At 64.9% G+C, this 22,761-nt stretch carries 17 protein-coding genes; 4 read left to right on the top strand and 13 right to left on the bottom strand.

Features of this window, described 5'->3' with window-relative positions; genetic code table 11:
* Positions 1 to 53: 53 nt before the first annotated feature.
* Entirely contained in the window at positions 54 to 620 is a 567-nt protein-coding gene (locus VT03_RS23630) for a DJ-1/PfpI family protein (RefSeq protein WP_231870502.1), read from the bottom strand.
* A gap of 537 nt (positions 621 to 1,157) precedes the next feature.
* On the opposite strand from VT03_RS23630, the gene tsaB reads away from it, so the two are divergent.
* Together tsaB and VT03_RS23620 are read left to right on the top strand one after the other, a co-directional pair.
* Positions 1,158 to 1,880, top strand: coding sequence for a tRNA (adenosine(37)-N6)-threonylcarbamoyltransferase complex dimerization subunit type 1 TsaB (gene tsaB / locus VT03_RS23625; RefSeq protein ID WP_075095282.1), 723 nt, complete (start codon positions 1,158 to 1,160; stop codon positions 1,878 to 1,880).
* Between the two features lie 52 nt (positions 1,881 to 1,932).
* A complete protein-coding gene (locus tag VT03_RS23620) occupies positions 1,933 to 2,967 on the top strand; it encodes a bile acid:sodium symporter family protein (RefSeq protein ID WP_075095281.1) in 1,035 nt (344 codons plus the stop codon).
* A gap of 341 nt (positions 2,968 to 3,308) precedes the next feature.
* Here the strand turns inward: VT03_RS23620 and VT03_RS23615 are convergent, their stop codons facing one another.
* From VT03_RS23615 to VT03_RS23590, 6 genes are all read right to left on the bottom strand, one after another.
* A complete protein-coding gene (locus tag VT03_RS23615) occupies positions 3,309 to 5,321 on the bottom strand; it encodes a YjhG/YagF family D-xylonate dehydratase (RefSeq protein ID WP_075097258.1) in 2,013 nt (670 codons plus the stop codon).
* A 449-nt stretch (positions 5,322 to 5,770) separates the two neighbouring features.
* Complete coding sequence (locus VT03_RS23610) at positions 5,771 to 6,607, bottom strand: amidohydrolase family protein (protein ID WP_075095280.1); 837 nt, start codon at positions 6,605 to 6,607, stop codon at positions 5,771 to 5,773.
* Positions 6,608 to 7,061: 454 nt separating this feature from the next.
* Positions 7,062 to 8,120: a hypothetical protein gene (locus tag VT03_RS23605; RefSeq protein ID WP_075095279.1), complete on the bottom strand. Its 1,059-nt coding sequence runs from the start codon at positions 8,118 to 8,120 to the stop codon at positions 7,062 to 7,064.
* A gap of 48 nt (positions 8,121 to 8,168) precedes the next feature.
* Entirely contained in the window at positions 8,169 to 8,693 is a 525-nt protein-coding gene (locus tag VT03_RS23600; RefSeq protein ID WP_075095278.1) for an ExbD/TolR family protein, read from the bottom strand.
* 11 nt (positions 8,694 to 8,704) lie between these two features.
* Complete coding sequence (locus VT03_RS23595) at positions 8,705 to 9,163, bottom strand: ExbD/TolR family protein (RefSeq protein ID WP_075095277.1); 459 nt, start codon at positions 9,161 to 9,163, stop codon at positions 8,705 to 8,707.
* Between the two features lie 89 nt (positions 9,164 to 9,252).
* Entirely contained in the window at positions 9,253 to 10,113 is an 861-nt protein-coding gene (locus tag VT03_RS23590; RefSeq protein ID WP_082846465.1) for a MotA/TolQ/ExbB proton channel family protein, read from the bottom strand.
* A gap of 546 nt (positions 10,114 to 10,659) precedes the next feature.
* Between VT03_RS23590 and VT03_RS23585 the strand changes: the two genes are divergently transcribed.
* Entirely contained in the window at positions 10,660 to 11,064 is a 405-nt protein-coding gene (locus VT03_RS23585) for a DMT family protein (RefSeq protein WP_075095276.1), read from the top strand.
* 136 nt (positions 11,065 to 11,200) lie between these two features.
* Here the strand turns inward: VT03_RS23585 and VT03_RS23580 are convergent, their stop codons facing one another.
* The 5 genes from VT03_RS23580 to VT03_RS23560 all read right to left on the bottom strand — a co-directional run bounded on the left by VT03_RS23580 (position 11,201) and on the right by VT03_RS23560 (position 16,796).
* Positions 11,201 to 11,533 carry a carboxypeptidase regulatory-like domain-containing protein gene (locus VT03_RS23580; protein ID WP_156514714.1) on the bottom strand — a complete coding sequence of 111 codons (333 nt, stop codon included), beginning with the start codon at positions 11,531 to 11,533 and terminating at the stop codon, positions 11,201 to 11,203.
* A 242-nt stretch (positions 11,534 to 11,775) separates the two neighbouring features.
* Positions 11,776 to 12,753 (bottom strand): DUF1559 domain-containing protein, encoded by a 978-nt coding sequence (locus VT03_RS23575; RefSeq protein WP_075095274.1) that lies wholly within the window; start codon positions 12,751 to 12,753, stop codon positions 11,776 to 11,778.
* Between the two features lie 406 nt (positions 12,754 to 13,159).
* Positions 13,160 to 14,662, bottom strand: a complete 1,503-nt coding sequence (locus VT03_RS23570; protein WP_075095273.1) for a hypothetical protein — start codon at positions 14,660 to 14,662, stop codon at positions 13,160 to 13,162.
* 159 nt (positions 14,663 to 14,821) lie between these two features.
* Positions 14,822 to 15,148, bottom strand: coding sequence for a thioredoxin (gene trxA / locus VT03_RS23565; RefSeq protein WP_075095272.1), 327 nt, complete (start codon positions 15,146 to 15,148; stop codon positions 14,822 to 14,824).
* 421 nt (positions 15,149 to 15,569) lie between these two features.
* Positions 15,570 to 16,796: a Gfo/Idh/MocA family protein gene (locus VT03_RS23560; RefSeq protein WP_075095271.1), complete on the bottom strand. Its 1,227-nt coding sequence runs from the start codon at positions 16,794 to 16,796 to the stop codon at positions 15,570 to 15,572.
* Positions 16,797 to 17,376: 580 nt separating this feature from the next.
* On the opposite strand from VT03_RS23560, the gene VT03_RS23555 reads away from it, so the two are divergent.
* A complete protein-coding gene (locus VT03_RS23555; RefSeq protein WP_075095270.1) occupies positions 17,377 to 18,729 on the top strand; it encodes an enolase C-terminal domain-like protein in 1,353 nt (450 codons plus the stop codon).
* 381 nt (positions 18,730 to 19,110) lie between these two features.
* Here the strand turns inward: VT03_RS23555 and VT03_RS23550 are convergent, their stop codons facing one another.
* Entirely contained in the window at positions 19,111 to 22,437 is a 3,327-nt protein-coding gene (locus VT03_RS23550) for an AsmA-like C-terminal domain-containing protein (RefSeq protein WP_075095269.1), read from the bottom strand.
* Positions 22,438 to 22,761 lie beyond the last annotated feature (324 nt).

Raw genomic sequence — 22,761 nt, 5'->3', positions numbered from 1 at the left:
CGGTTTGAGGGAGTCCGGCTCGGTCTCCCTCCCTGGATCCTCAATCCTGACTCCTAGCTCCGTTTTTCCCTCTGTTCCCGGAGCAGCTTCATCCAGGGACCGACGTAGTGACCGTGGTCATGGAACGTGCGGCCGCTGACGAGGTTGCCGTCGATGACGCAGGGGGCGTCGACGAAGGTCCCGCCGCAGACTTCGAGGTCAAACTTGCACTTGGGGACGGTGGCCATTTTCCGGCCGCGGACGCAGTCGGCGTAGGCGGGGATTTCGACGCCGTGGCAGACCGAGGCGATCGGCTTGTTGGCGGCGAAGAAGTGTTTGGTGACGCGGATGAGGTCGGCGTCGTACCGGGTGTATTCGGGGGCGCGTCCGCCGCTGAAGAAGATGCCGGCGTATTCTTCGGGGTTGATGTCGCGGAAGGCGATGTTGGCCTGGATGGTGTATCCCTCCCACTCCTTGGTGATTGTCCAGCCGGGGCGGACTTCGTGCATCACCATGTTGTAGAGCTTCTTTTCCGGTCCGGCGACGACGGGTTCGAAGCCGTCTTCCTGGAGTCGGTAGAGGGGGTAGAGGGTGTCGACGGTCTCGGTGGCGTCGCCGACGATGATCAGCACTTTGTTCACAATGTCAGTCCTTGTCAGTCCTTGCGCGCGGACGGTCGGGGCGGTCCCCGGTGTGTTTTGAGGAGACTGGATCATAGTGCCCGGCGGCGGGGGGCCGCAAAGCGCGGGGGTGGCGTGGACCAAGCCGAGCCTTGCGAAGATCGAATGCTCGGACAGAGTTCTTGCCGGCGCGGCGGTGCTACCTCAAACCCATTGTGCGACGGCCGCTGGGGTCAAGGGGGCAACCCCTTGCCGCCGGAGGCACTCCTGTGAGGAACCGTGGGACGCAACGGATGTCCCCTTTGTGGTACTGGCGTTGAGGACTCCCTCAAAACACAACGCTGGCTTTGCAATCTCCGCGGGTTGGTGAGGGGGCATCCAATACGTTGTCCGCGTCTGGACACGCTCTCCTTCAGACATCTCTCGACGGCCAGGCCTCCGGCGGGCAAGAGGGCGTTGCCCCCTTGCATCCCCCACCAGGGTACCCCTGGACCCGGTGCGGAAAGTCTGTTTTTCAGGTCCCTTTTTCCCTGCTTCGCACCACGACACAATGGCCCAATGAACTCGCCCGCCCCCTCCCCATTCCCCATCCTCGGCGTCGACACCTCCAGCCACGCCGGCAGCCTCGCGCTCCTCCACGGCCACACCCTCCTCGAAGAACGATCGCTCGCCGCCACCGGCCGCCGTCACGCCCGAACCCTCGTCGCCGAAGTCCAGGCCCTCCTCCGATCTCATAGCGTCGCCCCACGCGACATCGGACTCCTCACCGTCAGCGCCGGCCCGGGAAGCTTCACCGGCCTGCGGGTCGGAGTCGTCTTCGCCAAAACCTTCGGCTACCTCACCGGCACACCCCTCGTCGCCGTCGACACCTTCGCCATCATCGCCGCAAACGCCTCGGCCGAAGTCACCCGCCTCTGGGTCCTGGAGGACGCCCAGCGAGGCGCCCTCTTCGCCGGCCACTACACCCGCACGCCCGAGGGACACTTCGCCGCCACCGGCACCACGCGGATCGTCCCCCTCGAAGAACTCGCCCCGCTCATCGAACCGGCCGACGCCGTCATCGGCCCCGGAGTAAAGCGCCTTCCCGACGACCTGCGCACCGCGCGGCGGTGCCTGGAAGGAGACCTAGCCCTCCCCCGCGGCGAGCACGTGGCCCGAATCGGCCTGCGGCAATGGGCGACGGGCGACCGGGTCACCCCGTTCGAGTTCGTGCCGCACTACATCCGCCGGAGTGCCGCGGAAGAGGTGGCCGAGAAGAAGGCATTGGAGTCCGCTCGCTAGCGTGTTTCGTCTAAACCGGTCGGCTCACGGTTCAACTCCACTGGTCCCCCCATTGACTCCCTTCTCGCGATTCCTCGCCGGCCTTCATCGCCACTGGTTCCTGGCCGGACTGGCAGTGCTGATCCCGCTCGGCTTCGCCCTAGGACGAACATTCGGCGGGAGCGGGACAAACGCCGTGAACCCGTCGTTCGAAGCGGCCCTCGCGGCGGGGATGAAGGTCATCGTCTTCCAGATCCTGCTCCTGATGTCGGTGACGCTCGACACCCGGAAGCTCGTCGAGTCGCTCCGGACGCCGGGGCCGGTCCTGTGGGCCGCGACCGTCAACGCCGTCCTGATGCCGCTCCTCACCTGGCCCCTCTCACGGGCGCAGTGGACGCGGGACTTCAGCGTGGGGCTCATGATCGCGGGAAGCGTCCCCTGCACGATGGCGGCCGCCTCCGTCTGGACGCGGCGGGCGGGGGGGAACGATGCCGTCTCGCTCCTGGTGACGGTCCTGACGAACGCGCTGGCGGTCGTCGTCACGCCGTTCTGGATGGAGGTGGGGGTCGGCTCGCGAGTCTCGCTGGAGCCGCGGCAGTTGATGGCGATTCTGTTCGTGTCCGCGCTCCTGCCGATCGTGACGGGGCAGCTTCTGCGGCTCTCCCGGGCGTGTGCCGCGTTTGCCGACCGCCGGAAGCTGCTGCTGAGCAACTTGGCGCAGGTCTGCATCCTGACAACGGTCTTCTGGTCGGCTTATGGGGCGGGACCGCAGCTCGTTCCGGGCCGCGATGTGCCGGCCCTGGGAGCCGTGCTGCTGGTGTGGGGGTGCACGATGGCGATCCACATCGCGGGCCTGGTGATGGGCTATTGGGGTGGGCGGCGGCTGGGGATGAGTGCGGAGAACACGATTGCGGCAGCGTTTGCAGGGAGCCAGAAGACGCTGCCGATCGGGATTCTGGTGGCGGAGAGCGTGGCCCGGACGGGGCTGCCGTTTGCGGTGTTCCCGATGTTGATGTTTCACGCATCGCAGCTGGTGATCGATACGATCGTGGCGGATCGGTATCTGAATGTGACGCTGCTGACAGAGGCCCAGGACGCGACACCTTAAGCCGTCACATCGAACCTCGTCCTCGCCGGCACAGCTCCCTTAGCTCAAACCCAACGTGCGACGGCCTCCGGGGTCAAGGGGGCCACGCCCCCTTGCCGCCGGAGGCACTTCCATGAGGAACCGCGGTACACAACGGATGCCCCCTTTGTGGTACCGGCGTCGAGAACTCCCAGCTCGCCCCGGACTCCCCGCGGGTTGGTAAGGGGGGCATACGGCACGTCGTCCGCGCTTGGACACGCGCTCCTTCAGAATGATCGAGACAGGCCAAGCCTCCGGCGGGCAAAGGGGCGTTGCCCCTCTGCACTCCCCACCAGGGTGCCCCTGGACCCGGTTCTTTCGGATCAATCTCCGACCACCGTCCGCGCCTTCAAGCCCGCCTCCAACGTCTCAATAATCGCATCCACGTCATAAACACACCCGCCCCACGTCCCACCACCACACCGCTGCAGCATCGCCCACAACCGCGTGTCACGCGGAAGCTGCGCATCCGCCTGCAACACCACCGTCGGCACCCGCTGCGCCAACACCGCCGCCCCCTCCTCCGCCGTCAGCCGCTGCTCCGCCGTCCCCACAAAATTGATCGTCCCCACCAGATTGATCCGATCCACCACAATCTCAATCAGATCCCCATCCCGAAGTTTTCCAATCGGCCCCCCGGCCAGCGCCTCCGGACCGGCATGCCCGATACAGGCCCCCGTCGAAACTCCCGAAAACCGGGCGTCCGTCACCAGCGCCACATGCTTGCCAAACGGCAGATAACGCAGCGCTGACGTGAGCTGATACGTCTCCTCCATCCCCGAACCCAGCGGCCCACGGCACATCAGAACAATGATGTCCCCCGCCTGAATCGGCTTCACCGTCGTCCCCTTCGGCCCCCGCCCCTTGATCGCCGCAATCGCCTCCGTCTCGGTCGTGAACACACGCGCCGGCCCCAGCTTGCGATACACCCCATCCGGATCAACCACGCTGGCATCGATCGACGTACTCTTGATCACCGCCCCCTCGGGCGCAATGTTCCCGATCGGGAACGTGACCGTGCTCGTCAGCCCCTTCTTCCGCGCCCGCTCCAGCGGCATGATGACATCGTCCGGATCGACGCCATCCTCGCGCTGCAGAATCTCCCGCATCCGCAGCCGCCGCTCCGACTTCTCCCACCAGCTCAGGACCTCTCCCAGCCGTTCGCCCGTCGCCGTGATCGCATCGAGCTTCAGCAGCCCGAGCCCCCGTAGATGGAGCATCACCTCGGGGACCCCCCCGGCCAGGAACACTCGCACCGTTGGATGCCCCACCGGTCCGTTCGGCAGCACGTCGACGATCCGCGGCACCTGCCGGTTGACGCGGTTCCAGTCGTCGACGGATGGCCGCCGCCGCCCCGCCTCGAAGGCGATGGCCGGAATGTGCAGCAGCAGGTTCGTCGAGCCCCCCATCGCCGCATGAACGACCATCGCGTTGTGGACGGCATCGTCGGAGAGGATGTCCCCCATCGTCAGCCGGCGATCGATCAACGTCGTGAGCGCCCGCGCCGACTGGACCGCGAGGTCCTTCCACACGATCTCCCCCGACGGTGCCAGCGCCGCATGCGGCATCGTCATCCCCAGGGCCTCGGCGACCGCCTGTGACGTCGCGGCCGTCCCGAAGAACTGACACCCTCCCCCCGCCGATCCGCAGGCCCGGCACCCCTGCTCCGCCGCGTAGTCGAGATCGATCTCCCCGTGCGCATACCGTGCCCCGACTGACTGGACCTTGCCGGTGTCCTCACCGTCGGTCGGCGGCAGCGTGACGCCGCCGGTCACGATGACGCCGGGGAGCGTGGTCGAGCCGGCAAGAGCCATCATCATCGCCGGCAGCCCCTTGTCGCAGGTCGCAATGCCGACGACGCCGCGGCGGAGCGGCAGGGAGCGGATCAACCGCTTGAGAACGAGCGCCGCATCGTTGCGATAGGGGAGGCTGTCCATCATCGCCGTCGTCCCCTGCGAACGGCCGTCGCACGGGTCGGAGACATAGGCGGCAAACGGCAGCCGCTGAAGCCGGTCGAGTTCCTTCGCCGCGGCCCGCATCAGGAGGCCGATCTCCCAGTGGCCGGTGTGGTAACCGAGAGCGATCGGCTTCCCGTCTTCGGCCCGGATCCCCCCCATGGTGCTCAGGATCAGGACCTGCTCCCGCATGAGCTGGTTGGGATCCCAGCCCATCCCGGCCGACTGCGTCATGCCGAAGATGTCGCCGCTGGGAGCATCGAGAAGGTATTCGCTCGACAGCGGGAGCTTGCCGCGGGGCCCTTCCCCCTTGGTGCGGAGGGAGTACAGATCGTCGGGTGACTGCAGGAGGTCATTGAGCGAGGCGAGCGCGGTCGACATGGAGCGGAGAGCGAGGTGGATGGAGGAGGCCGAGTCAGGCGGCCGAGGATCGGAGATTTCCGTTCCCAACACCAGTCCGAAGCGCGAGCGAGGGACGGGAGGCTTGTCCCGCTGGCTCGAACGGCGTCCTTGCCGGCACGACTTTGTTTACTCAAACCCAATGTGCCACGGCAACCGGGGTCAAGGGGGCAACCCCTTGCCGCCGGAGGCGCTTCCATGAGGAACCGTGGGACACAACGGACGTCCCCCTTGTGGTGCCAGCATTGAGGACTCCCTCACATCACACCGCTGGCTTTGCACTCCGCGCGGGTTGGTGAGGGGGCATACGGCACGGTGTCCGCGCTTGGACAAGTGCTCCTTCAGATATCTCTCGACGAGAGGGCCTCCGGCGGGCAAAGGGGCGTTGCCCCTCTGCACTCCCCACCAGGGTGCCCCTGGACCCGGTGGAACTACACCGTCAGGCCGTAAAACTTCTTCGCCGTCTGGCAGTAGATCGCGTCCCGTTCGGAATCGCTGAGGCGCGTCAGGCAGTCGCGGAGGGCGTTGAAGACGTCCTGGTAGTCCCCCGCGAGCTCACAGACCGGCCAGTCGCTGCCGTACATCAGTCGGTCCGGGCCGAAGGCTTCGAGCGCAACGTCGACGTAGACCTGCAGGTCCTCCGGCGTCCAGCCTTCCCAATCCGCCTCGGTGATCATTCCCGAGAGCTTGCAGCAGACGTTGGGGAACTTGGCAGCGGCGCGGAAGTGGGTCTCCCAATTGTCGGTCCGCTGGGCGCGAATCTCCGGCTTGGCGAGGTGGTCGATCACCATCGGCAGTTCGGGGAGCTCCTTTGCCAGTGTCGCCGCGTGCCGCAGGTGTTTGACGTAGAAGAGCAGGTCAAACGGGACGCGGTGCTTCTGGAGGACGTGCAGTCCGCGGATCACGTCGGGGCGGATGATGAAGTCGTCGTCCGGCTCGTCCTGCGTGATGTGCCGCACGCCGACGAACTTGGGGAAGTTCCGGAATTCGACGAGCTGGTCCTCGCACAAGGGACTGGCCAGATCGATCCAGCCGACGACCCCCGCGATGAACGGATAGAGGTCCGCCTCCCGGAGAGCCCAGAGGTTTTCCTCCGTGTCGTGCTGGGTCTGGACGAAGACGGAGTAGTCGACGCCGGCGGCCTTGAGGAGCGGCTCCAGGTCGGCTGGGAGGAAGTCGCGGCAGATCGGCTCGTGGCGGGGTGTTTCGAGCCAGCGGGTGTCGAAGAGGCCCCGTTTCCAGAAGTGCTGATGCGCGTCGATGATCATGGCGGTCGTGACGAGGAGAAACGGGAATCGCTGCTTGCAGGATGGCCGCCGGAAGTCAGCCGGTCAACGACTTTCCATAGGCCCCCCCTCAAGCGGGTCCAGGGGCACCCTGGTGGGGGATGCAAGGGGGCAACGCCCCTTTGCCCGCCGGAGGCCTGGCCGTCGAGAGTTGTCTGAAGGAGCACGTGTCCAAGCGAGGAGAACGTATCGGATGCCCCCTCACCTAACCCGCTGGTATTGCAAAGCCAGTGGTGCGGTTTGGTGGAGTCCTCCTAACTGGTTCCACGAAACGGACGCCCGTTGCGTCCCATGGTTCCTCATGGAAGCGCCTCCGGCGGCAAGGGGGTGAGACCCCCTTGACCCCGGCTGCCGTCGCACAATGGGTTTGAGCAAGCAGAGTCGTGCCGGCAAGAACGCCGTCTGAGCCAGCGGGACAAGACACCTCCCCGCCCGCCTACAGAGAGCCGGCCTCAGGCTTGGCAGCCTCGGGAGCAACCACTTCGACGGGAACCGGCGGAGCCCCGGTCGACTCGGCCGGGCCTGCCGGGACGGGCGATCCGGTCGGAAGCGCATTCTTCAGGAACTCGACGGCAGTCTCCTCATCCCGCGTCGGTGTCAGCACCGCCCGCGAAGGGCGAGGCGAGAACTGCAAGTACGCGGCAAAGCCCAGCGCACCGAGAGCCGCCACTCCGGCCAGCCCCAGAAACAGCGGGTCGTCCATCAGTCCCGTAGTCCGGATGACCGCCTTGGGCTTCGGAATGATCCGGCCAATGAACATCGGCATCGACTTCGGCTTGCCAACCCCCGGCTGGTACCACTGCCACTTCAGGAAGTACCCCACAAAGGTCCCGCTCTCATACACCTCGTCCGCCACCGGCCACCCTTCCGGCAGGTCGGGGACCACCACCCAGTAGGGCTGCGCCTTCGAAGCGTCGTTCATGCCGACCATCATGTAGCCGGACTTCACACCGGCCGAGTTCTCGCTCTTGACCTCAAACGACTCGACCCGGCGAACCTCCAGCTGGAACTGGAAAATCCGGCCGCGGAAGTCGGAAGGCGTGGCCCACAGATCCGACAGCTTGAGACGGGGAGCGGCCCGGTCCAGGAGCTGCCGGGAAGTCTGGGCCAGCGTCCAGCGCATGAGCGTCCAGTAGGCGGGCATCTCCGCCTCCTGCAGCTCGGACCGGTCGGTCACGACCGCGAGGCTGTCCTTGACCGCCTGCTTCTCCCAGTCCTCCTGGTCGGTGGTCGACTCCCGGAGCGTGTCCTTAATCGCGGGACCGGGCGGGCCTCCGGAGCCGGCTTTCGGATCGGCCGCCTCGGGGGCTGGATTCGCAGCGGGAGCGGTCGTCTGCCCCTGGGCTTCGCTGACGAGCCATCGCCAGTTGCTGGCGCGGCGCATCTGCGTGTACATCATCCCCAGGATGAACAAGAACAGAATCATCCGCCACAGACGGGGGCCGCCGTCGTGCGGGAGGGGGCTGCGTCCCCAGTAATGCTTGCGTCGGGCCATAGCGCGATTGTACCCCGGTGCCGCTCCGACCGCGAAGACCTTCGCCCTTTACTGCGGCTGCAGCTCCTTGAAGCTGATCTTGGTCAGGGAGGTCCCGTCCGGGAGCTTCTGCCGCAGGCACATGTCGAGGATCTTCATCAGCTCATCGTACCGCAGGTTCGGATCGACCATGATCTGGACCTGCTCAAACACCGCCGTCTTGCTGAAATTGTCGTTCAGTATCTTGTTGAAGCGCTCCAGGTTCGCTGGCGTCGCCCCGCCGGCAAAGATGTCTCCGCCAGGAGCGGTGGTGAGGCGGGAGACGTTCCCGGCGGCGTCCGCGGTCACCTGCACCAGGAACGACTCGATCGTCTCGACCGGCATCGTCGTGGCGGGAGCGTTTGCGTTCGACGCCTGGCTCACCACCTTCGCCAGCTGTCCCGGCTTGGGAAGATTGAGCGAGAGCTGCCCCTCGACCGGGGAGGGCTTGAACGTGAGGATGAAGAACGCCAGGAGCTGGAACGCCATATCGAGCATGGCGGTCAGGCTGAGCTGGACTTCTTCGTGCTTGTGCTTGTCGCGGCGGCGATACATGGCTGACCTCGCTACTCCGCTTTGTTCATGGCGTTGAGGCTGAAGCGGCGGTAGCCGTGGCCCTGGCAGGTGTTGAGGACGTCGTTCAGGATCCGGAACGGCGTCGAACGGTCCGCCCGGATGACGACCATCGTCGGCAGGCCGTCCTTCTTCTCATCGAAGTTCTTGTCCTTCGCCTTCTCCTGCTTGATCGCTTCCCGCGCCTCCTCGGCAATCCACTGCCGCAGGTCCTTGACCTCGTTGTAGAGCGTCAGCTGCCCCTGCGAGTTGATGTTGAGGTACAGGAGCGCCTCCCCCTGCTCGGTCTCGAGCGGCCGGGCGGAGCCAAGGACGGGAAGCTGCAGCGACAGGTCGAGCGCCGCCCCCTTGAAGTTGATCACGAGCATGAAGAACGTGATCAGCTGGAAGACCATGTCCAGGATCGGCGTCAGATTGGGCTCGACGTTGTCGGAACCAACAGAACCGGACATATGGAGGAGAAGTGGGGAGTGGGTGGTTGGTCACGAGTCGCAGAACTGGGCGGGGCTTTTACGCCCCCCTGCCCACAATCCACTGCCCGCTAGGCCGGCTTGGCGGCCCGCATCTGGTTGTGGACCTTCCGGAGGAACTCGTGGATCGCCAGCATCGCTTCCGTCGTGACGTTGGAGATGCGGTTCTTGAAGTAGGCGAAGAAGTAGATCGCCGGGACCGACAGGGCGACCCCTTCGAAGGTCAGCACGAGGGCTTCGGAAATCCCCGCCGCGACCTGGTCCGCCTTGAGCTGCGTCCCGGACATTGCGATGGCGCTGAAGCTGGCGATCATCCCCTTGAGCGTTCCGAGGAGACCGATCATGGGGCCGAGCGAGCCAAGGACTGCCAGCATGCTGATCCGCTTTTCCAGCTCGACCGTCTTGGCGTCGCCGACGCGGTCAACCGCCTCGCGGGCGTCTTCGAGGCCGTACTGGAGTTCCGTCAGCCCTTCGGCGAGGACCGTCCCGAAGAAGGAGGGGTCCTGCTTGACCAGCTTGTAGAGGCCGACGAGGTCCTTGGACTTGAGGAGGTTGTCGCACGCCTGGAGATCGAGTTGCGTGGCGGCCTCTTCCTGCTTGAGGTCGAGGAACATGCGGACGACGACCATGACGAAGTAGATCGACAGCAGGAGGATGATCCCGCCGATCCAGCCTGAGGTGTGGATGACCCACATCAGGAAGCTCTGCTCGGTGGCGGGAGCGGCGGTGGTTCCGCCGGGTCCCGGAGCGGGGGCGGCCGGTGCGGCGGCGGGGGCCGGAGCTGCGGGTGCGGCTTCCTGGGCGAAGGCCGTATCGCCGGCGAGGGCGAACAGGACCGTGCCGGCCACGACGACGAAGAGAGCGCCCCAGGCGATCCGAGCCAGCCGGGACGAAGTCCAGCGGGAGGAAGACGGTTGCGGACTCGGCAGCATACACGACCTCGCGGGACGCACGATGGGCGATGGAGGGGAACAAAGGTGGCGCAGGGCTTGCGTCCCGGTCAGCCCAACCCTGGGGAAGCGTGGTTATATCGTGTCAAATTTTCAACTCAGGTCCAGAGGCTGGGGTCTTGGTGGGCCGGGGAACGACGGAATTGAGCGGGCGGGGCCATGCTGAACGCAGCGCACCTGCTCCACCGGATCCAGGGGCACCCTGGTGGGGAGTGCAGAGGGGCCTGTGTTGTTTTATTGGCCCTTTGCCCGCCGGAGGCCTGGCCGTCGAGAGATGTCTGAAGGAGAGCGGTCCAAGCGCGGACGCCGTGCCGGATGCCCCCAAATCAACCCGCCGGGATCCCAAAGCGAGCGGTGAGGCGTGAGGGGGTTCTCGCACCGGTTTCACACCGTCTGCCGTACCCGAAAGCCCCCGGCAGCCCGAAATTCCCCGTCTCGCGCAGAAGACAACTCACTATCATCCCGCCGCGTTCCGCCCGTCACGCGTCCGCCCAAAGAACGCGTCCTGAAACACCTCACGCCGCCGCCATGCTCACGATCGTCCTCCTGCTCCTCTCGAACATCTTCATGACCTTCGCCTGGTACGGGCACCTCAAGTACTCCGGCACCCTCAGCATGAAGTGGGCGATCATGATCAGCTGGGGGATCGCCTTCTTCGAGTACTGCCTCCAGGTCCCCGGCAACCGCCTCGGCAAGGAGCAGTACGGCTGGTCGACGACGCAGCTCAAGATCATCCAGGAGGCGATCACGATCGTCGTGTTCCTCGCCTTCGTAATCCTCTTCATGAAGGAGAAGCCGCGGTGGAGCGACTTCCTGGGCCTGGGGCTCGTCGTCTCCGGCGTCATGATCACGATGGGCTTCGCCAAAGTCCCCGATCACGAGCCTGCGGCAGCCGCCACGGTCAGCCCGGACGACGCGGCAGGTTCTCCATAGCGAGGTCCGGTGCGGCGCAATCCGACGGCCTACTCCAGAAGACTCGGCGCGGAGAATCAAAACGACAGCCGACGGAACTCGCCGTCGCGCGGCGGAAACCACGTCGATCCTTTGCCGTCCGGGCCGGAACCGCGAGCTATTTCGATTTCAGCTCAAAATCCTTGGTCATCCCGGCCGCAGGGACTTCGAGGTACAGCTCGGAGACGTCGTAGTCGCTGTAGCGCCGCGGCATTGTCTCAACGGCACCGACATCCGCGGCGGATTTGTCTCGCGGCACCGGTGTTCCATCCTTCATTGCGATTCTCGAAATCACGACCCGGTACTTGCCGGGCTGAATGCCGGGCTCCTGACCTCGCCACTTCAGTTCATACTTCCCCTCTTCATCCGTAAATCCGACGGCTCCCAGGCCCCCTTTCAGTCCCTCCGCCACATAGGTCACGGAGGCAAAGGGAGACGGCTTTCCGTCCATCTTCACCACGCCGGTCACAGGAACCAACGTCGATGGCGGTTTTGAGCCACCTCCGCACCCGGTGAGGCCAAGGATCACAAGCCCGGTCAAAAGGTGCGCAACTGAGAAAGCTCGGGTCATGGATGAGTCCAGGCCGCTGATCGGGACGCTGTAGGGATGACACTGACGGAGCCCGCGAGCCCCGACGAGGCCTGCGCCACAGACGCTCGTCGGGTTCCGGCAAAGAGACGCCGCAAGGACAATCAGAACTCGCCGGGAGGCAAACCGTCGGACACCCGGGCGACGCGCTGACGAATCACGAGGTCCAGCGAATCCGTGACGAAGCGGCAGGCTCCATCACCCATCAGGACGGTCGCACCGCCGGCGTGGACACTCCCGGGAGCGCTCCAGGTTCCGAGCTTCGGAGGCTGCTGCGTGATCGGCAGAGCCCAGGCACAACAGTTCCAATCATTGATCGGCACGCCTCGGGCGAAGTCGACGCCCATTCCAACCCATTTCGAATAGCCCCAGGTGCCGGTGATTCCGTCCCGAATATCCAACGTCGTCTCGGTCACGGCGACGGAATTGCTCATGCCATCGGGGACGTCGCGAATCCGGGCGGCGCTGTTGACGCCGAACATCCTGCGATCGGTACTGGCGACCGCCTCGTAGTTGGTACACGTGTTGGACCAGGCATGAGTACTGAACTCGTAGCTCGCCTTTGCACCAAAGCGTCCCGCAGTCGCACCGGTCGGTGTAATGGAGTAGTTCGTATCCGTCTGGGGCCGGAAGAAGCGGTCGCCAAAGTCGGAAGGACAGAGGTACGTGCTGATCGACGTCGAAACAACCTCCTCATTTTGAGGAACGCACGTCCCCACGAGTGGGCCGCCACCCGCTCTCGTGTAGTTGGAGGCCGGAGCGTTGTGGTCGTACTTGTTGTAGAGCGTCTGCTGTTCGATGTACGGGAGAAGCATCGTCCAGCCCCGGGTGTTCTTGGTGAACGGCGGGATAAAGGTCGCCGTGCACGCCCCGGGATGTGCCACCGAGAAGGGGAAAATTCCGTGAGTTTCGTGATAGTTGTGCAGAGCGACGCCGATCTGCTTCAAATTGTTCAGGCATTGGGACTTGCGAGCAGCCTCCCGAGCCTGCTGCACTGCCGGGAGAAGGATGGCGACCAGGACGGCAATGATCGCGATGACGACCAGCAATTCAATCAGCGTAAAGCCACGCTTAACCCGCATGTCAGCCTCCAGAAGAGAGACGATCGGTCGATCGAGACTTGAAGAAGAGGTACTTGGATCGTCCCCACCCCTCGCATCAGTGTCAACTGATGCGCAGAGTCCTCATCGAATCCTTATCGATCGCAAAACGCAAAGCTGCTAGGCAATTTGCAGGGCGCCAAAGTGTGACAAAATCGACAGGTCTGCCTGCCGATCGCGGGGGAGCGTGCGAGCTGATACCGCCGCCACCATCGAAGTGAGCCCGTCTTCGTCTTTGCAGTCAGCAACGTCGCGGTACGAACCTGTCCTCGTTGACCAGCGCGCGAATGCCGCGATTCCGGCCCTCAATGGCCACGGCGCCGAAGCCGCTCACGCTCACTGACAGTCCATTGCGCAGAGGCCCTGGGGCTGGCGCACGGCCGACGGGTCAGGCCACCTTCGGCAGCGGCAGCGCCGCGATGGAATCGGCCCGCGGCGGCGCCGGGCGCGTGCTCAGCAGCGTTTCGAGCTCCGTCACGAGACCGCGGATAATCGTCTCCGCCTCCAGCTTCTCGTTCCGCCAGCGATCGCGGGCCGCAATCCAGTGCCCTTCACCCGCATGATGCTGCCCCCGCTCCCGCGCGAGCGCCGCCTGTCGCTGCTCGACATCCGCCTCCCGCTGCCGGAGCCACGCCGCCGTGCTGTCCCGCTCCGCGCGATACGCCTGCCGCTGCTCATCGAGCTCGCTGAGAAGTCCGGCAACCGCACTCTTCTGCTCGGCGATCGCGTCATGAACCCGGCGGAACTGCTCATGCAGCATCGCCCGCGACTGCGTCAGCCGCTCCCGCACGAGCGCCTCGTCCGCCTTGGCGCACAGATCGGCATAGGCCTCATCGACCGCGGCCCGCATCTCCAGGTTCTCCTGGTGCGTCGCCTCAATCTCCTGCTGGAGCCGGTCAAGCTCCGTCTGGCGATCCTCGACCGCTTCAAGCTGGGCGGCGATGGCGTTCTGCTGGTCCTGAACGTCCGCGGCCCGCTTCTCGGTCTCCGCCAGGAACTCCGCCTTCTCTGCTTCCAGCTCCGCGCGGCGGCGGATCAGTTCTTCATCGAGCGAACGGCGGGACTGGTGCAGCAGGTGCCGCTCCTCGTCGCACGCCTTCTCCCGCTCTTCCAGAAGATCCCGGAACCGCTGGACGTGACGCAGCCGGAGGTGGATCGACTCCTCGACCTGGACGCTCCAGACGCGAAGGCTCTGCCGCTCCTGCTCCAGGTCGGACTTCTGCCCGGCGATCTCCTGCCGCAGCCGCTTGAGGTGGTCTTCGTGGAACCGGGTCCGCTTCTCGAGATCGATCTCCCGCTGATGCAGCTCCTGCTCGCGGCGCTCGACCGTCTGTTCCCGCTCATCAAGAGGCCCGAGCCGCTCTTCGCGGAGGCGCTCGATCTCGGCCCGTCGCTCGTCGAGCTGTTCCTGCGCGGCGGTCCGCTCGTCCTGGAACTGCTGCTGAGCCTCGACGACCTTCGCCCGTTCCTGATACAGCTCGCGCTCGAGGCTCTCCTTCATCGCCTCCCGCTCGGCGGCCAGTTCGTCCCGCTGGCGGTTGAGGTCCTGTTCCTTTTCCGAGAGCGCGGTGTGCTGTACGTCGCAGGCCTGTTCGCGGTCGACGATGCGGCGTTCGGTGGCCCGGAGCTCGCGCTCGCGGCGGTCCGCTTCTTCGGTGAACTGCTGGCTCCACGCCTTGAGCGAGCGGGATTCCTGATCCAGCGTGGCAAGCTGCTGGTTGAGCGTCTCTTCGCGGCGGTCGAGCTCCGCCAGTTGCAGGCGAAGCTGCTCCATCACCCGTCCCGCCTGGGCGAGGGTCTGCTCGTCCTTACGGACGGGACGCTCCACGGGAAAGCGGGGCTTCGGAAAGCTGGCCGTTTCCGAGGACGGGGTGTGGATGGCGTCGCTCATGGGGAATCCTTTCCCGGGCGTCCAGCGTTGAGGTTTTGGCGTTGAGCGTCAGAGACCGTTCTCGACGCTCCTCGCTCCCTTCGTTGAGGGCCGGGCGTTTCAGGTTGAGCGGCCAGACCGTTTCCGGACGCTCAACTCTCGCCGCTCAGCACTCCATTCCTACAGATGCTTGTTGAGCATCGACTTCAACTGGTCCTTGGAGGCCGCCCCCTTCATCCGGTCGACAACCTGTCCCCCCTTGAAGACGAACAGGGCCGGGATGGCGTCGATCTTGTAGTTCACGGCGGACTGGCGGTTCTTGTCGACGTCGACCTTGCAGACCTTGACCTTGCCGGCGAACTCGGTGGCGAGGGCGTCAACCGTCGGAGCGAGCATGAGGCACGGACCGCACCAGGTCGCCCAGAAATCGACGAGGACGGGAGTCGCGCTGTCGAGGACTTCCGACGAGAAGGTGGCATCGGTCACATCGAGAACATTGCCTACCATGATAGGGCTCCGGAGTGCGTGCGGCCGGGCGTGAAAGTCCGGACCACACAAGGTGTTGTATACGACAGCCGGCAAATCACCGACAGCGGTTTCCTGGGGGTGCGAAATTATGGGCCCCCCCCATTTCGCCGTCAATCAGCATCCTGAGTTGAGAATCCGTCACAACCCTTTATCGAATGAGTCGTTACGAATCTGTAGCGCGCTTAGTTCCATCCGCGGGGACACCTCGAAAAGTGCTCTTCTGCGGAATCGCGGAAGAAAAACTCACGTTGTGGTGCCGCCTCGCGAGGCGGCAGGAACGTTCGAGCCACCGCCGCCTCACCGCCTTATCTGTGTCCATCTGTGTTTATCTGTGGCCTACCTCTTCGCATGAGAGGAGTGAGCCACAGATTCACACAGATGAACACGGATAGTACCGGCACTACCCCTTCAGCTTCGCGATCTGCCCTTCCCGTAGCGACCGGTTCGCCATGTGGGCCGAGGAGGCGGCCAGGACGCCCGCTTCCACGGGGCAGTTCGGCGTCTTCCGCGAGCGGCAGCATTCGATCCAGTTCACGAGGTGGAGCATCTCGCCGTTCGGCTGGTCGTAGAAGTCCGCTCCCCGGGGGCCTTCCCCGATGATCTTCTCCGAGGCGGCGGTCTTGCTCTTCCGCTCGGGGATCACCTCATACCGTCCGCGGTCGATGTAGAGCGTCGCGGCGCTCCCCATGAACTCGATCATCGCCGCGTTGCGGGCGTTGATGAACGTCCCCTCGAAGTAGATCTGCATCTGCGTGTCCGGGTAACGCATGATCGTCTGCACGCTGTCCGGCGTCTCCCAGACCCCTTCCGAATAGAACTGGTCGCCGATGCTCGCCGCGACCTGCGGAGTCTTGAGGTCGAGGAACCAGTGGGCCACGTCGATCCAGTGGACCATCAGGTCGGTGAAGATCCCGCCGCCAAAGTCCCAGAACCAGCGCCAGTTCCGGAACTTGTACTCGTCGAACTCCTGGGCCTTGGCGTTGCCGAGGAACTTCTTCCAGTCGACCGAGGCGGGATCGATCCCGAGCGGCGTCCTTTTCCAGCGGACCGAGTTGCGGTTCCACGAGCAGTGGACCTTGTGGATCTCGCCGAGCTGGCCGGACTTCAGGATCTGGTACGCCTCCTGGATGTGCGGCATGCTCCGCTGCTGGGTTCCGACCTGGACGATCCGCTTGTGATCGTTCTGGGCGCGGATGACCGCTTCCCCTTCGCTGAGGTCGTGCGTCAGCGGCTTTTCGACGTAGACGTCCTTGCCCGCCGCGCAGGCGTCGATGGTCATCGGGACGTGCCAGTGGTCCGGCGAGCCGATGACGACGGCGTCGATGTCCTTCTGGTCGAGGAGTTCGCGGTAGTCCTTGAACTCCTTCGCGTCCGGCTGGGCGAGCTTCTTTCCTTCGGCCATCGAGACATCCCAGACATCGCTGACGGCGGTGATCTTCACGCCGGGGATGTTGCGGAGGTCCTGCATGAGTCGCCGGCAGCGGCCGCCGGTGCCGATGCAGCCGATGTTCATGGTCTCGTTGGCGAAGAAGCCCCGCGTGGTGGAGGTGAAGCCGGCTGTCAATAGTCCGGCGGCGGCCGCGGAGGAGGTGGACAGGAATTGACGACGATCGAGCGAGCGCGACATCGAGGGTCTCCCAAAGAAGTTGGCGACCGGAATCGTGGCTCATTCGCGGCACGACTTCCAGCGACGGCACTCCCGCCGGCACGATGCCCGTAGCTCAAACCCAACGTGCGACGGCAGCCTGGGGTCAAGGGGGCCACGCCCCCTTGCCGCCGGAGGCACTTCATATGAGGAACCGTGGTACGCAACGGACGTCCCCTTTGTGTCACCGGCGTTGAGGACTCCACGCTCGCACTGCAATCCCCGCGGGTTGGTGAGGGGGCATACGACACGTCGTCCGCGTTTGGACACGCTCCCCTTCAGACATCTCTCGACGGCCAGGCCTCCGGCGGGCAAGAGGGGCGTTGCCCCCTTGCATCCCCCACCAGGGGTGGCCCCCTGGACCCCGGTGAGGTGGCGCCGTTGTGTGCGCCCGCAATACCCCTCCGTGATGCTCCTACCACCCGACCCCCGCAACCCCATCCACACCTCCCTCCCAACTTCATCCGAACTCTCAATTGCATGCCCCGAAATTCACTCCCTAGAATCCCCGCATCCCAGCGCCAGGAAATCCTCCCCCTTCCTTAGAGCCCATTTAAGGACAATGGCTAAGTCGACAGACGTCCGCGTGCTTCAGGCCAACGTCGCCTTCGAGCCGGTTCGGTTTCGGTCTCCGCTCAAGTTCGGCGGACGCGTGATGGAGAACTCCACGTTGATCAACGTGGACGTCACCGTCGAAACCAAGGGCCGCAAACACTCCACCGGCTTCGGCAGCATGCCGGTCGGAAACATCTGGGCATGGCCCAGCGACAAGGTCTCCGCCGATCAGGCCGAACAGGCGATGAAGCTCTTCGCCGAGCGCGTCATCGGCCTGGCAAACGCCTACGACGACTTCGGCCACCCGATGGAGATCGTCTACCAGCTCTCCGCCGAGTACGCCCACCAGGCCAAGCTCGTCTCGGAAAAGCTCGGCCTGCCGGAGACTCTCCCCGCGCTCGCCCAACTCGTCGCCGCCAGCCCGCTCGATGCCGCCATCCATGATGCCTACGGCGTCGTCCACGGCCTCAACAGCTACGACACGCTCTCGTCCAAGTTCATGAACGACGACCTCGAGTACTACCTCGACGACCAGTTCGCCGGCGAGTACCTCGACCAGTACACGCTCCGCGAGCCGAAGAAGACGATGCCGCTCTACCACCTCGTGGGAGCGCTCGATCCGCTGACCTCGGCCGATGTCACGAAGAAGATCGGCGACGGTCTGCCGGAGACGCTCGGCGAATGGATTGCCTTCAACGGCCTGACGCACCTCAAGATCAAGCTGAACGGGGACAACCTCGACTGGGACGTCGACCGCGTGCTGCAGATCGACAAGGTCGCCGCGGAGGCTCAGGCGATCCGCGGATGCACGGCGTGGTACTACTCGACGGACTTCAACGAGAAGTGCGCCCACGTCGAATACGTCCTCGAGTTCTTCAAGAAGATCAAGGCGAACAACCCGCAGGCGTTTGATCGGATCCAGTACGTCGAGCAGCCGACGAACCGGAACCTGAAGGCACATCCCGACAATCACATGCACAAGGCGGCGGCGATCAAGCCGATCGTGATCGACGAGTCGCTGGTCGATTACGAGAGCCTGCTCCTCGCGCGTGAACAGGGTTACAGCGGAGTGGCGCTGAAGGCGTGCAAGGGGCACACCGAGGCGCTGCTGGCAGCGGCCGCGGCGCAGAAGTTCGGGATGTTCCTGTGCGTGCAGGACCTGACCTGTCCCGGTCGTTCGTTCCTGCATTCGGCCAGTCTTGCGGCCCGCATTCCGACCGTCGCGGCCATCGAAGGGAACGGGCGGCAGTATTGCCCGGCGGCGAACAAGCAGTGGGCTCGTGGTTTCCCGGGGATGTTTGAGATCAAGCACGGCACGGTCGAGACGGGCATTCTGAAGGGACCCGGTCTGGGCTTCTGATCAGAAAACGCTCCCGGCGAACGGGCGCTCTTCGCGCAACTCAACGTCGCTCACCAGCCTGGGGTCAAGGGGGTCTCACCCCCTTGCCGCCGGAGGCGCTTCCATGAGGAACCGCTGTAAGCAACGGACGTCCGCTTTGTGGAACCGGCGTTGAGGACTCACTGCTCGTTTTGCAATCCCGCGGGTTGGTGAGGGGGGCATACGACACGTTGTCCGCGCTTGGACACGCTCTCCTTCAGGCAGTTTCCGGCGAGACGGCCTCCGGCGGGCAAGGAGGCGTTGCCCCCTTGCATCCCCCACCAGGGTGCCCCTGGACCCGGTGAAAAATGGACTGGTGCCCCTCTACCTTCCGCCTTCAGCCTTAAGCCTTCCGCCTCTCCCTCACTGCGCCAGCGGGAACGGATTCACCGGCTGCGGCGCCGCCCGCGGACGCCAGTTCCCCGCATCCACCGCCCGCATAAACCCACCGAGCGCATCATCAAAAATCGGACGCGGCTGAATGTACGCCTGCGGCGTATCCACCGTCCCCACCACCTTCACACCCACCCAACCCTTCTTCCCGCCAGTGATCAGCGGACCAATGATCGGAATCTTGTTCGTCACCGCCGACGTGAAGTCGAGCTCGAGCACCCGCGCCCGCTCCCCGGCAAACCCCACATACCCCTTCCCCGCCAGCTTCACCGCATCACCCACCAGCTCGATATCGGAGAAGTCCAATAGCCCGTGATGAATCCGGAAGTCGCTGTACGCATAGTGAAACGCCGTCGAATCCGTGTTGGCGAAATCCATCTTCGTAAACACCTGCACCAGCACCGGCAGGTCATACAGCTGAGCATTCGTCAGCTGCATCCACCCGCTCCCCGTCAGCCCCATCGGCGAGTCCCCTCGCCCGCTCAGATTCACCACTCCGTTCACCGGCCCGCGAAGCTTCTCCCGCTTGCCGTTATCAAACGCCCACCGCTCCAGCGCCGCATTCCGGATCGTCAGCACCGCCCCATACACCGTCTTGTCCGTCGTCTCCCCAATCCGGGCCTGCGCATCCGCCCCGATCTTCCCGCCATAGAGCAGCCCCTCCACCGACTGACCCGCATACCGGTTCTCCGGCCGGTTCGGAGGCGCCGAAGAAGGATGCCCCACCGTCACCAGGTTCCCGTCGACGGAATACGGCCCCGCGACATTCTCCACCGGCAACCCGTAAGCCCGGGCTCGCTCGATCTCAAAGAACCCGTCGATCGTCGCCTTCTGCCCATCCCACGTTCCGCTGACGGTCTGCACCGCCCCGCGAACCCCCTTGAGGGGAATCCCGGCATAGACATCGTTCCCCACCAGGGACAACCGTGACCGCCACTGCGCCGTCAGCGTCCCCGCCTCGTCGGCGAACTGCTTCATGTCGACGCTCCCTTCGAGGTCGACTGCCCCGCGAACCTCCGCCGCCTGGACGATCGAGAGCAGCGGCCCCGGCAGCGCCCGCAGCAGGTCGACGTCCGACACCATCTTGCCGACAAACATCTTGTCAAAGTGCGCCCGCCACAGGACATCCTCCCGCGGCTTGGCCAGGACAAAGGACTGCGCTCCCTCCCCCTTGCCGTCGATCTGCAGGTACGTCTCGCCATGCCACGCCAGCAGGGCGTCGATCGTCAGCTTACGGCTGTCGTGCTCCCACCGCCCCGTCGCCGAAACCCGCTCCCACTGATAGGGGAAGGCGGAGATCTTCAGCCGCCCGTCATTGAGAGCGATCGACGGGAAGTCGACCCGCACCTCGCCGCCGGGAGACCACGTGACGGTCCCCTCGTGAATATCGAACCGCCCCTGCGGCTGCAGATGATCGAACAGCGGATCAAGATGCGGCGTCGCGACGTCCACCGCATCCCGCAGGTCCTGATTGATCGGCAGCCCGTCGGCGTCAATCCCCAGCGTCAGCAGCCCCGGCGCGGCGACGACATACGAGCCGTGCCCCCGGACCGGCGTCCCGCGGTGATGCGCCTTGAAGTTCACGAACTTCCAGACGTCCTCCTCGAGTGAGTCATAGTGCAGCTCGCCCGAGAGATCGCTGAGGTCCAGCGGGAATTTTTCGAACCGCAGCCCGCCTCCCCGCACGCGTGCCTGAAGCTGCATCTTGAACTTGCGGTCGGTCGCGGGGCTGCGAAGGAAACGGGCGTCGGCGTCGCCGATCCCGCGGAGGTTCAGCATCGTCAGCGCCTTGCGGACCGGCTGCTGCTTCTCGACCTGGAAGGCATTGAGGAACTGCTCGTCGAGGGGGATCCCGGCCGCATGGACCCGGATGTCGACCTCCATGTCCGGCCCCAGGTTCCGGACCGTCCCCGTGCAGTTGCAGGGGCGATCCCCGGCAAAGCCGATCATGTCGAGGACGAAGGCACCATCCTCCTGCTTGATCGTTCCCGAGATCCCGGTCGCCGGATAGCGGAACAGCTCATGCTCAATCGCCCCCTCGATCACCGTGAACCGCCGCAGCGTCACGGTCGGAGGCTGCTCGGGCTCCTGCCGGACCTCGATGTCGACGTTGAACCGCCCCTGCGGACGCAGGCTGTCGTACAGCCGCTGGAGATGCGCCGGCAGGTGCTCGCGGATCCGCCCGTCGATCTGCAGGTTCGTCGCCTGGATCGTGAACTCCTTTGCCCCGCCATCGCGGGCGTACTTCACGTCCCCGTCGACGAACACCCGGCTCACCCCGTTGGCGGCGGTCAGCTCGTCGATCTTCACCCCCTTCTCGTCGATCTGCACGACCCCGCGGAGGTCGAAGAGCGGAATCGGCAGGAGGTCCAGGATCTTCCCCCGGTCGATCCCCACCTTCACGTCGTACTTGAGCGGAGCGAGACGGTCCGACATTCCGATCTGGAAAGCGACGTCGAGCTGGGCCTCGATCCCCAGTTCGGGGAGCAGCGAAACCGGCGACTCCGCCTCGGCCTCGGATGTCGCGGCCACGCGGATCAAGTTGTGGTTGTTGAGCTGGCGGACAGGCCGGGCGAGAGCCTGGAGCCGCTGGCGGACGTCGGGCGAAACATCCATCGCCACGTCCATCAGCCCGTCTCGGATGTCCACCTTGGGGGCCTTGCCGGCGATCTTCCACCGACCGCTCCGCAGGTCGACTCCCCCCTCCAGCTCGAGTTCGCCGGTGTGATCGACCTCGGTCTTCCCGTAGAGCTGGTACTGCCGGTTGGCGGACGGGACGAGGCTGGCATCGAGGTGATGGCAGCCGACCTCGACGAGCGGCGTCAGGTCGGAGGGCTCCTGCCGCAGCAGGAGGTCCCCGTTCAGGATCCTGATCTCGGGGAGCGCCGCCTCAGAGGGCTTGAGCGGGGCGAAGTGCTGGAAGTTCCACTTGCCGTCCGCGTGGCGGATGACGGTCGCCACGGGATTGAGGACGACCACCTTCTGGATGATGACGCGGTGGTGGCTGGTGAAGAGCTCGCGGTCGAGCGCGACGTGGATCTCGGGGATCTCGACGATCGGCGGCTGCCCCGGCGCGGCGACCGCCACGTCCACGAGCCGGATCCCCCCTTCGCCGTCGAAGTGGACATGCCGGAACGCGATGTCCCACTCGGGAGCGATCTCGGCCAGCTTGGTCTCGATGCCCCGGCGGAGCAGCAGATCGCTGTTCTGCCAGACGTAGTATCCCCCCAAGCCAGCGACCGCCACGGCCGACAGCAGCAGAATCACGAGCCACTGAAACGTGGAGCGTGTCAGCATCCTTGCGGGTCTCGACGCACAGTCTCTCGTCGTAAGAGGAGTGCGGATGACACCGTGTTTGGGCGATGCGGTAAAGGCCAAGTTTCTTGTGATCTTGACACACTTGAGGCTGCCCCCTCCCGAAGGCAACCTCTCCGCTCAATTTGCACTTTTCATTGAGCGAGTTCCGAAGCGTTCGCCAGTGCAAAATGAGACAAAAAAGTCAGCCGCTCCGAGTTCGTGGGCGGCGTCATGCTGGATACCCCGAAGGGGTTGCGTCCAATAGCCCAGGGTTGCCCGCGCAGCGGGCTACCCTGGGTGTGTGGATGACGGCAGAATCTACCC

Origin of the sequence: Planctomyces sp. SH-PL14 (assembly GCF_001610835.1) — a bacterium.
In the GTDB taxonomy this organism is placed as follows: domain Bacteria; phylum Planctomycetota; class Planctomycetia; order Planctomycetales; family Planctomycetaceae; genus Planctomyces_A.
The sequence above is the reverse complement of the archived record's forward strand: the minus strand, read 5'-3'. Positions and strand labels throughout refer to the sequence as shown.

Bases quoted from the DNA above. Each gene is read 5' to 3' on its own strand.
- tsaB (WP_075095282.1), top strand. From the start codon at position 1,158: ATGAACTCGCCCGCCCCCTCCCCATTCCCCATCCTCGGCGTCGACACC.
- VT03_RS23615 (WP_075097258.1), bottom strand. From the start codon at position 5,321: ATGTCGACCGCGCTCGCCTCGCTCAATGACCTCCTGCAGTCACCCGAC.
- VT03_RS23610 (WP_075095280.1), bottom strand. From the start codon at position 6,607: ATGATCATCGACGCGCATCAGCACTTCTGGAAACGGGGCCTCTTCGAC.
- VT03_RS23605 (WP_075095279.1), bottom strand. From the start codon at position 8,120: ATGGCCCGACGCAAGCATTACTGGGGACGCAGCCCCCTCCCGCACGAC.
- VT03_RS23600 (WP_075095278.1), bottom strand. From the start codon at position 8,693: ATGTATCGCCGCCGCGACAAGCACAAGCACGAAGAAGTCCAGCTCAGC.
- VT03_RS23595 (WP_075095277.1), bottom strand. From the start codon at position 9,163: ATGTCCGGTTCTGTTGGTTCCGACAACGTCGAGCCCAATCTGACGCCG.
- VT03_RS23590 (WP_082846465.1), bottom strand. From the start codon at position 10,113: ATGCTGCCGAGTCCGCAACCGTCTTCCTCCCGCTGGACTTCGTCCCGG.
- VT03_RS23585 (WP_075095276.1), top strand. From the start codon at position 10,660: ATGCTCACGATCGTCCTCCTGCTCCTCTCGAACATCTTCATGACCTTC.
- VT03_RS23580 (WP_156514714.1), bottom strand. From the start codon at position 11,533: ATGGACGGAAAGCCGTCTCCCTTTGCCTCCGTGACCTATGTGGCGGAG.
- VT03_RS23575 (WP_075095274.1), bottom strand. From the start codon at position 12,753: ATGCGGGTTAAGCGTGGCTTTACGCTGATTGAATTGCTGGTCGTCATC.
- VT03_RS23570 (WP_075095273.1), bottom strand. From the start codon at position 14,662: ATGAGCGACGCCATCCACACCCCGTCCTCGGAAACGGCCAGCTTTCCG.
- trxA (WP_075095272.1), bottom strand. From the start codon at position 15,148: ATGGTAGGCAATGTTCTCGATGTGACCGATGCCACCTTCTCGTCGGAA.
- VT03_RS23560 (WP_075095271.1), bottom strand. From the start codon at position 16,796: ATGTCGCGCTCGCTCGATCGTCGTCAATTCCTGTCCACCTCCTCCGCG.
- VT03_RS23555 (WP_075095270.1), top strand. From the start codon at position 17,377: ATGGCTAAGTCGACAGACGTCCGCGTGCTTCAGGCCAACGTCGCCTTC.
- VT03_RS23550 (WP_075095269.1), bottom strand. From the start codon at position 22,437: ATGCTGACACGCTCCACGTTTCAGTGGCTCGTGATTCTGCTGCTGTCG.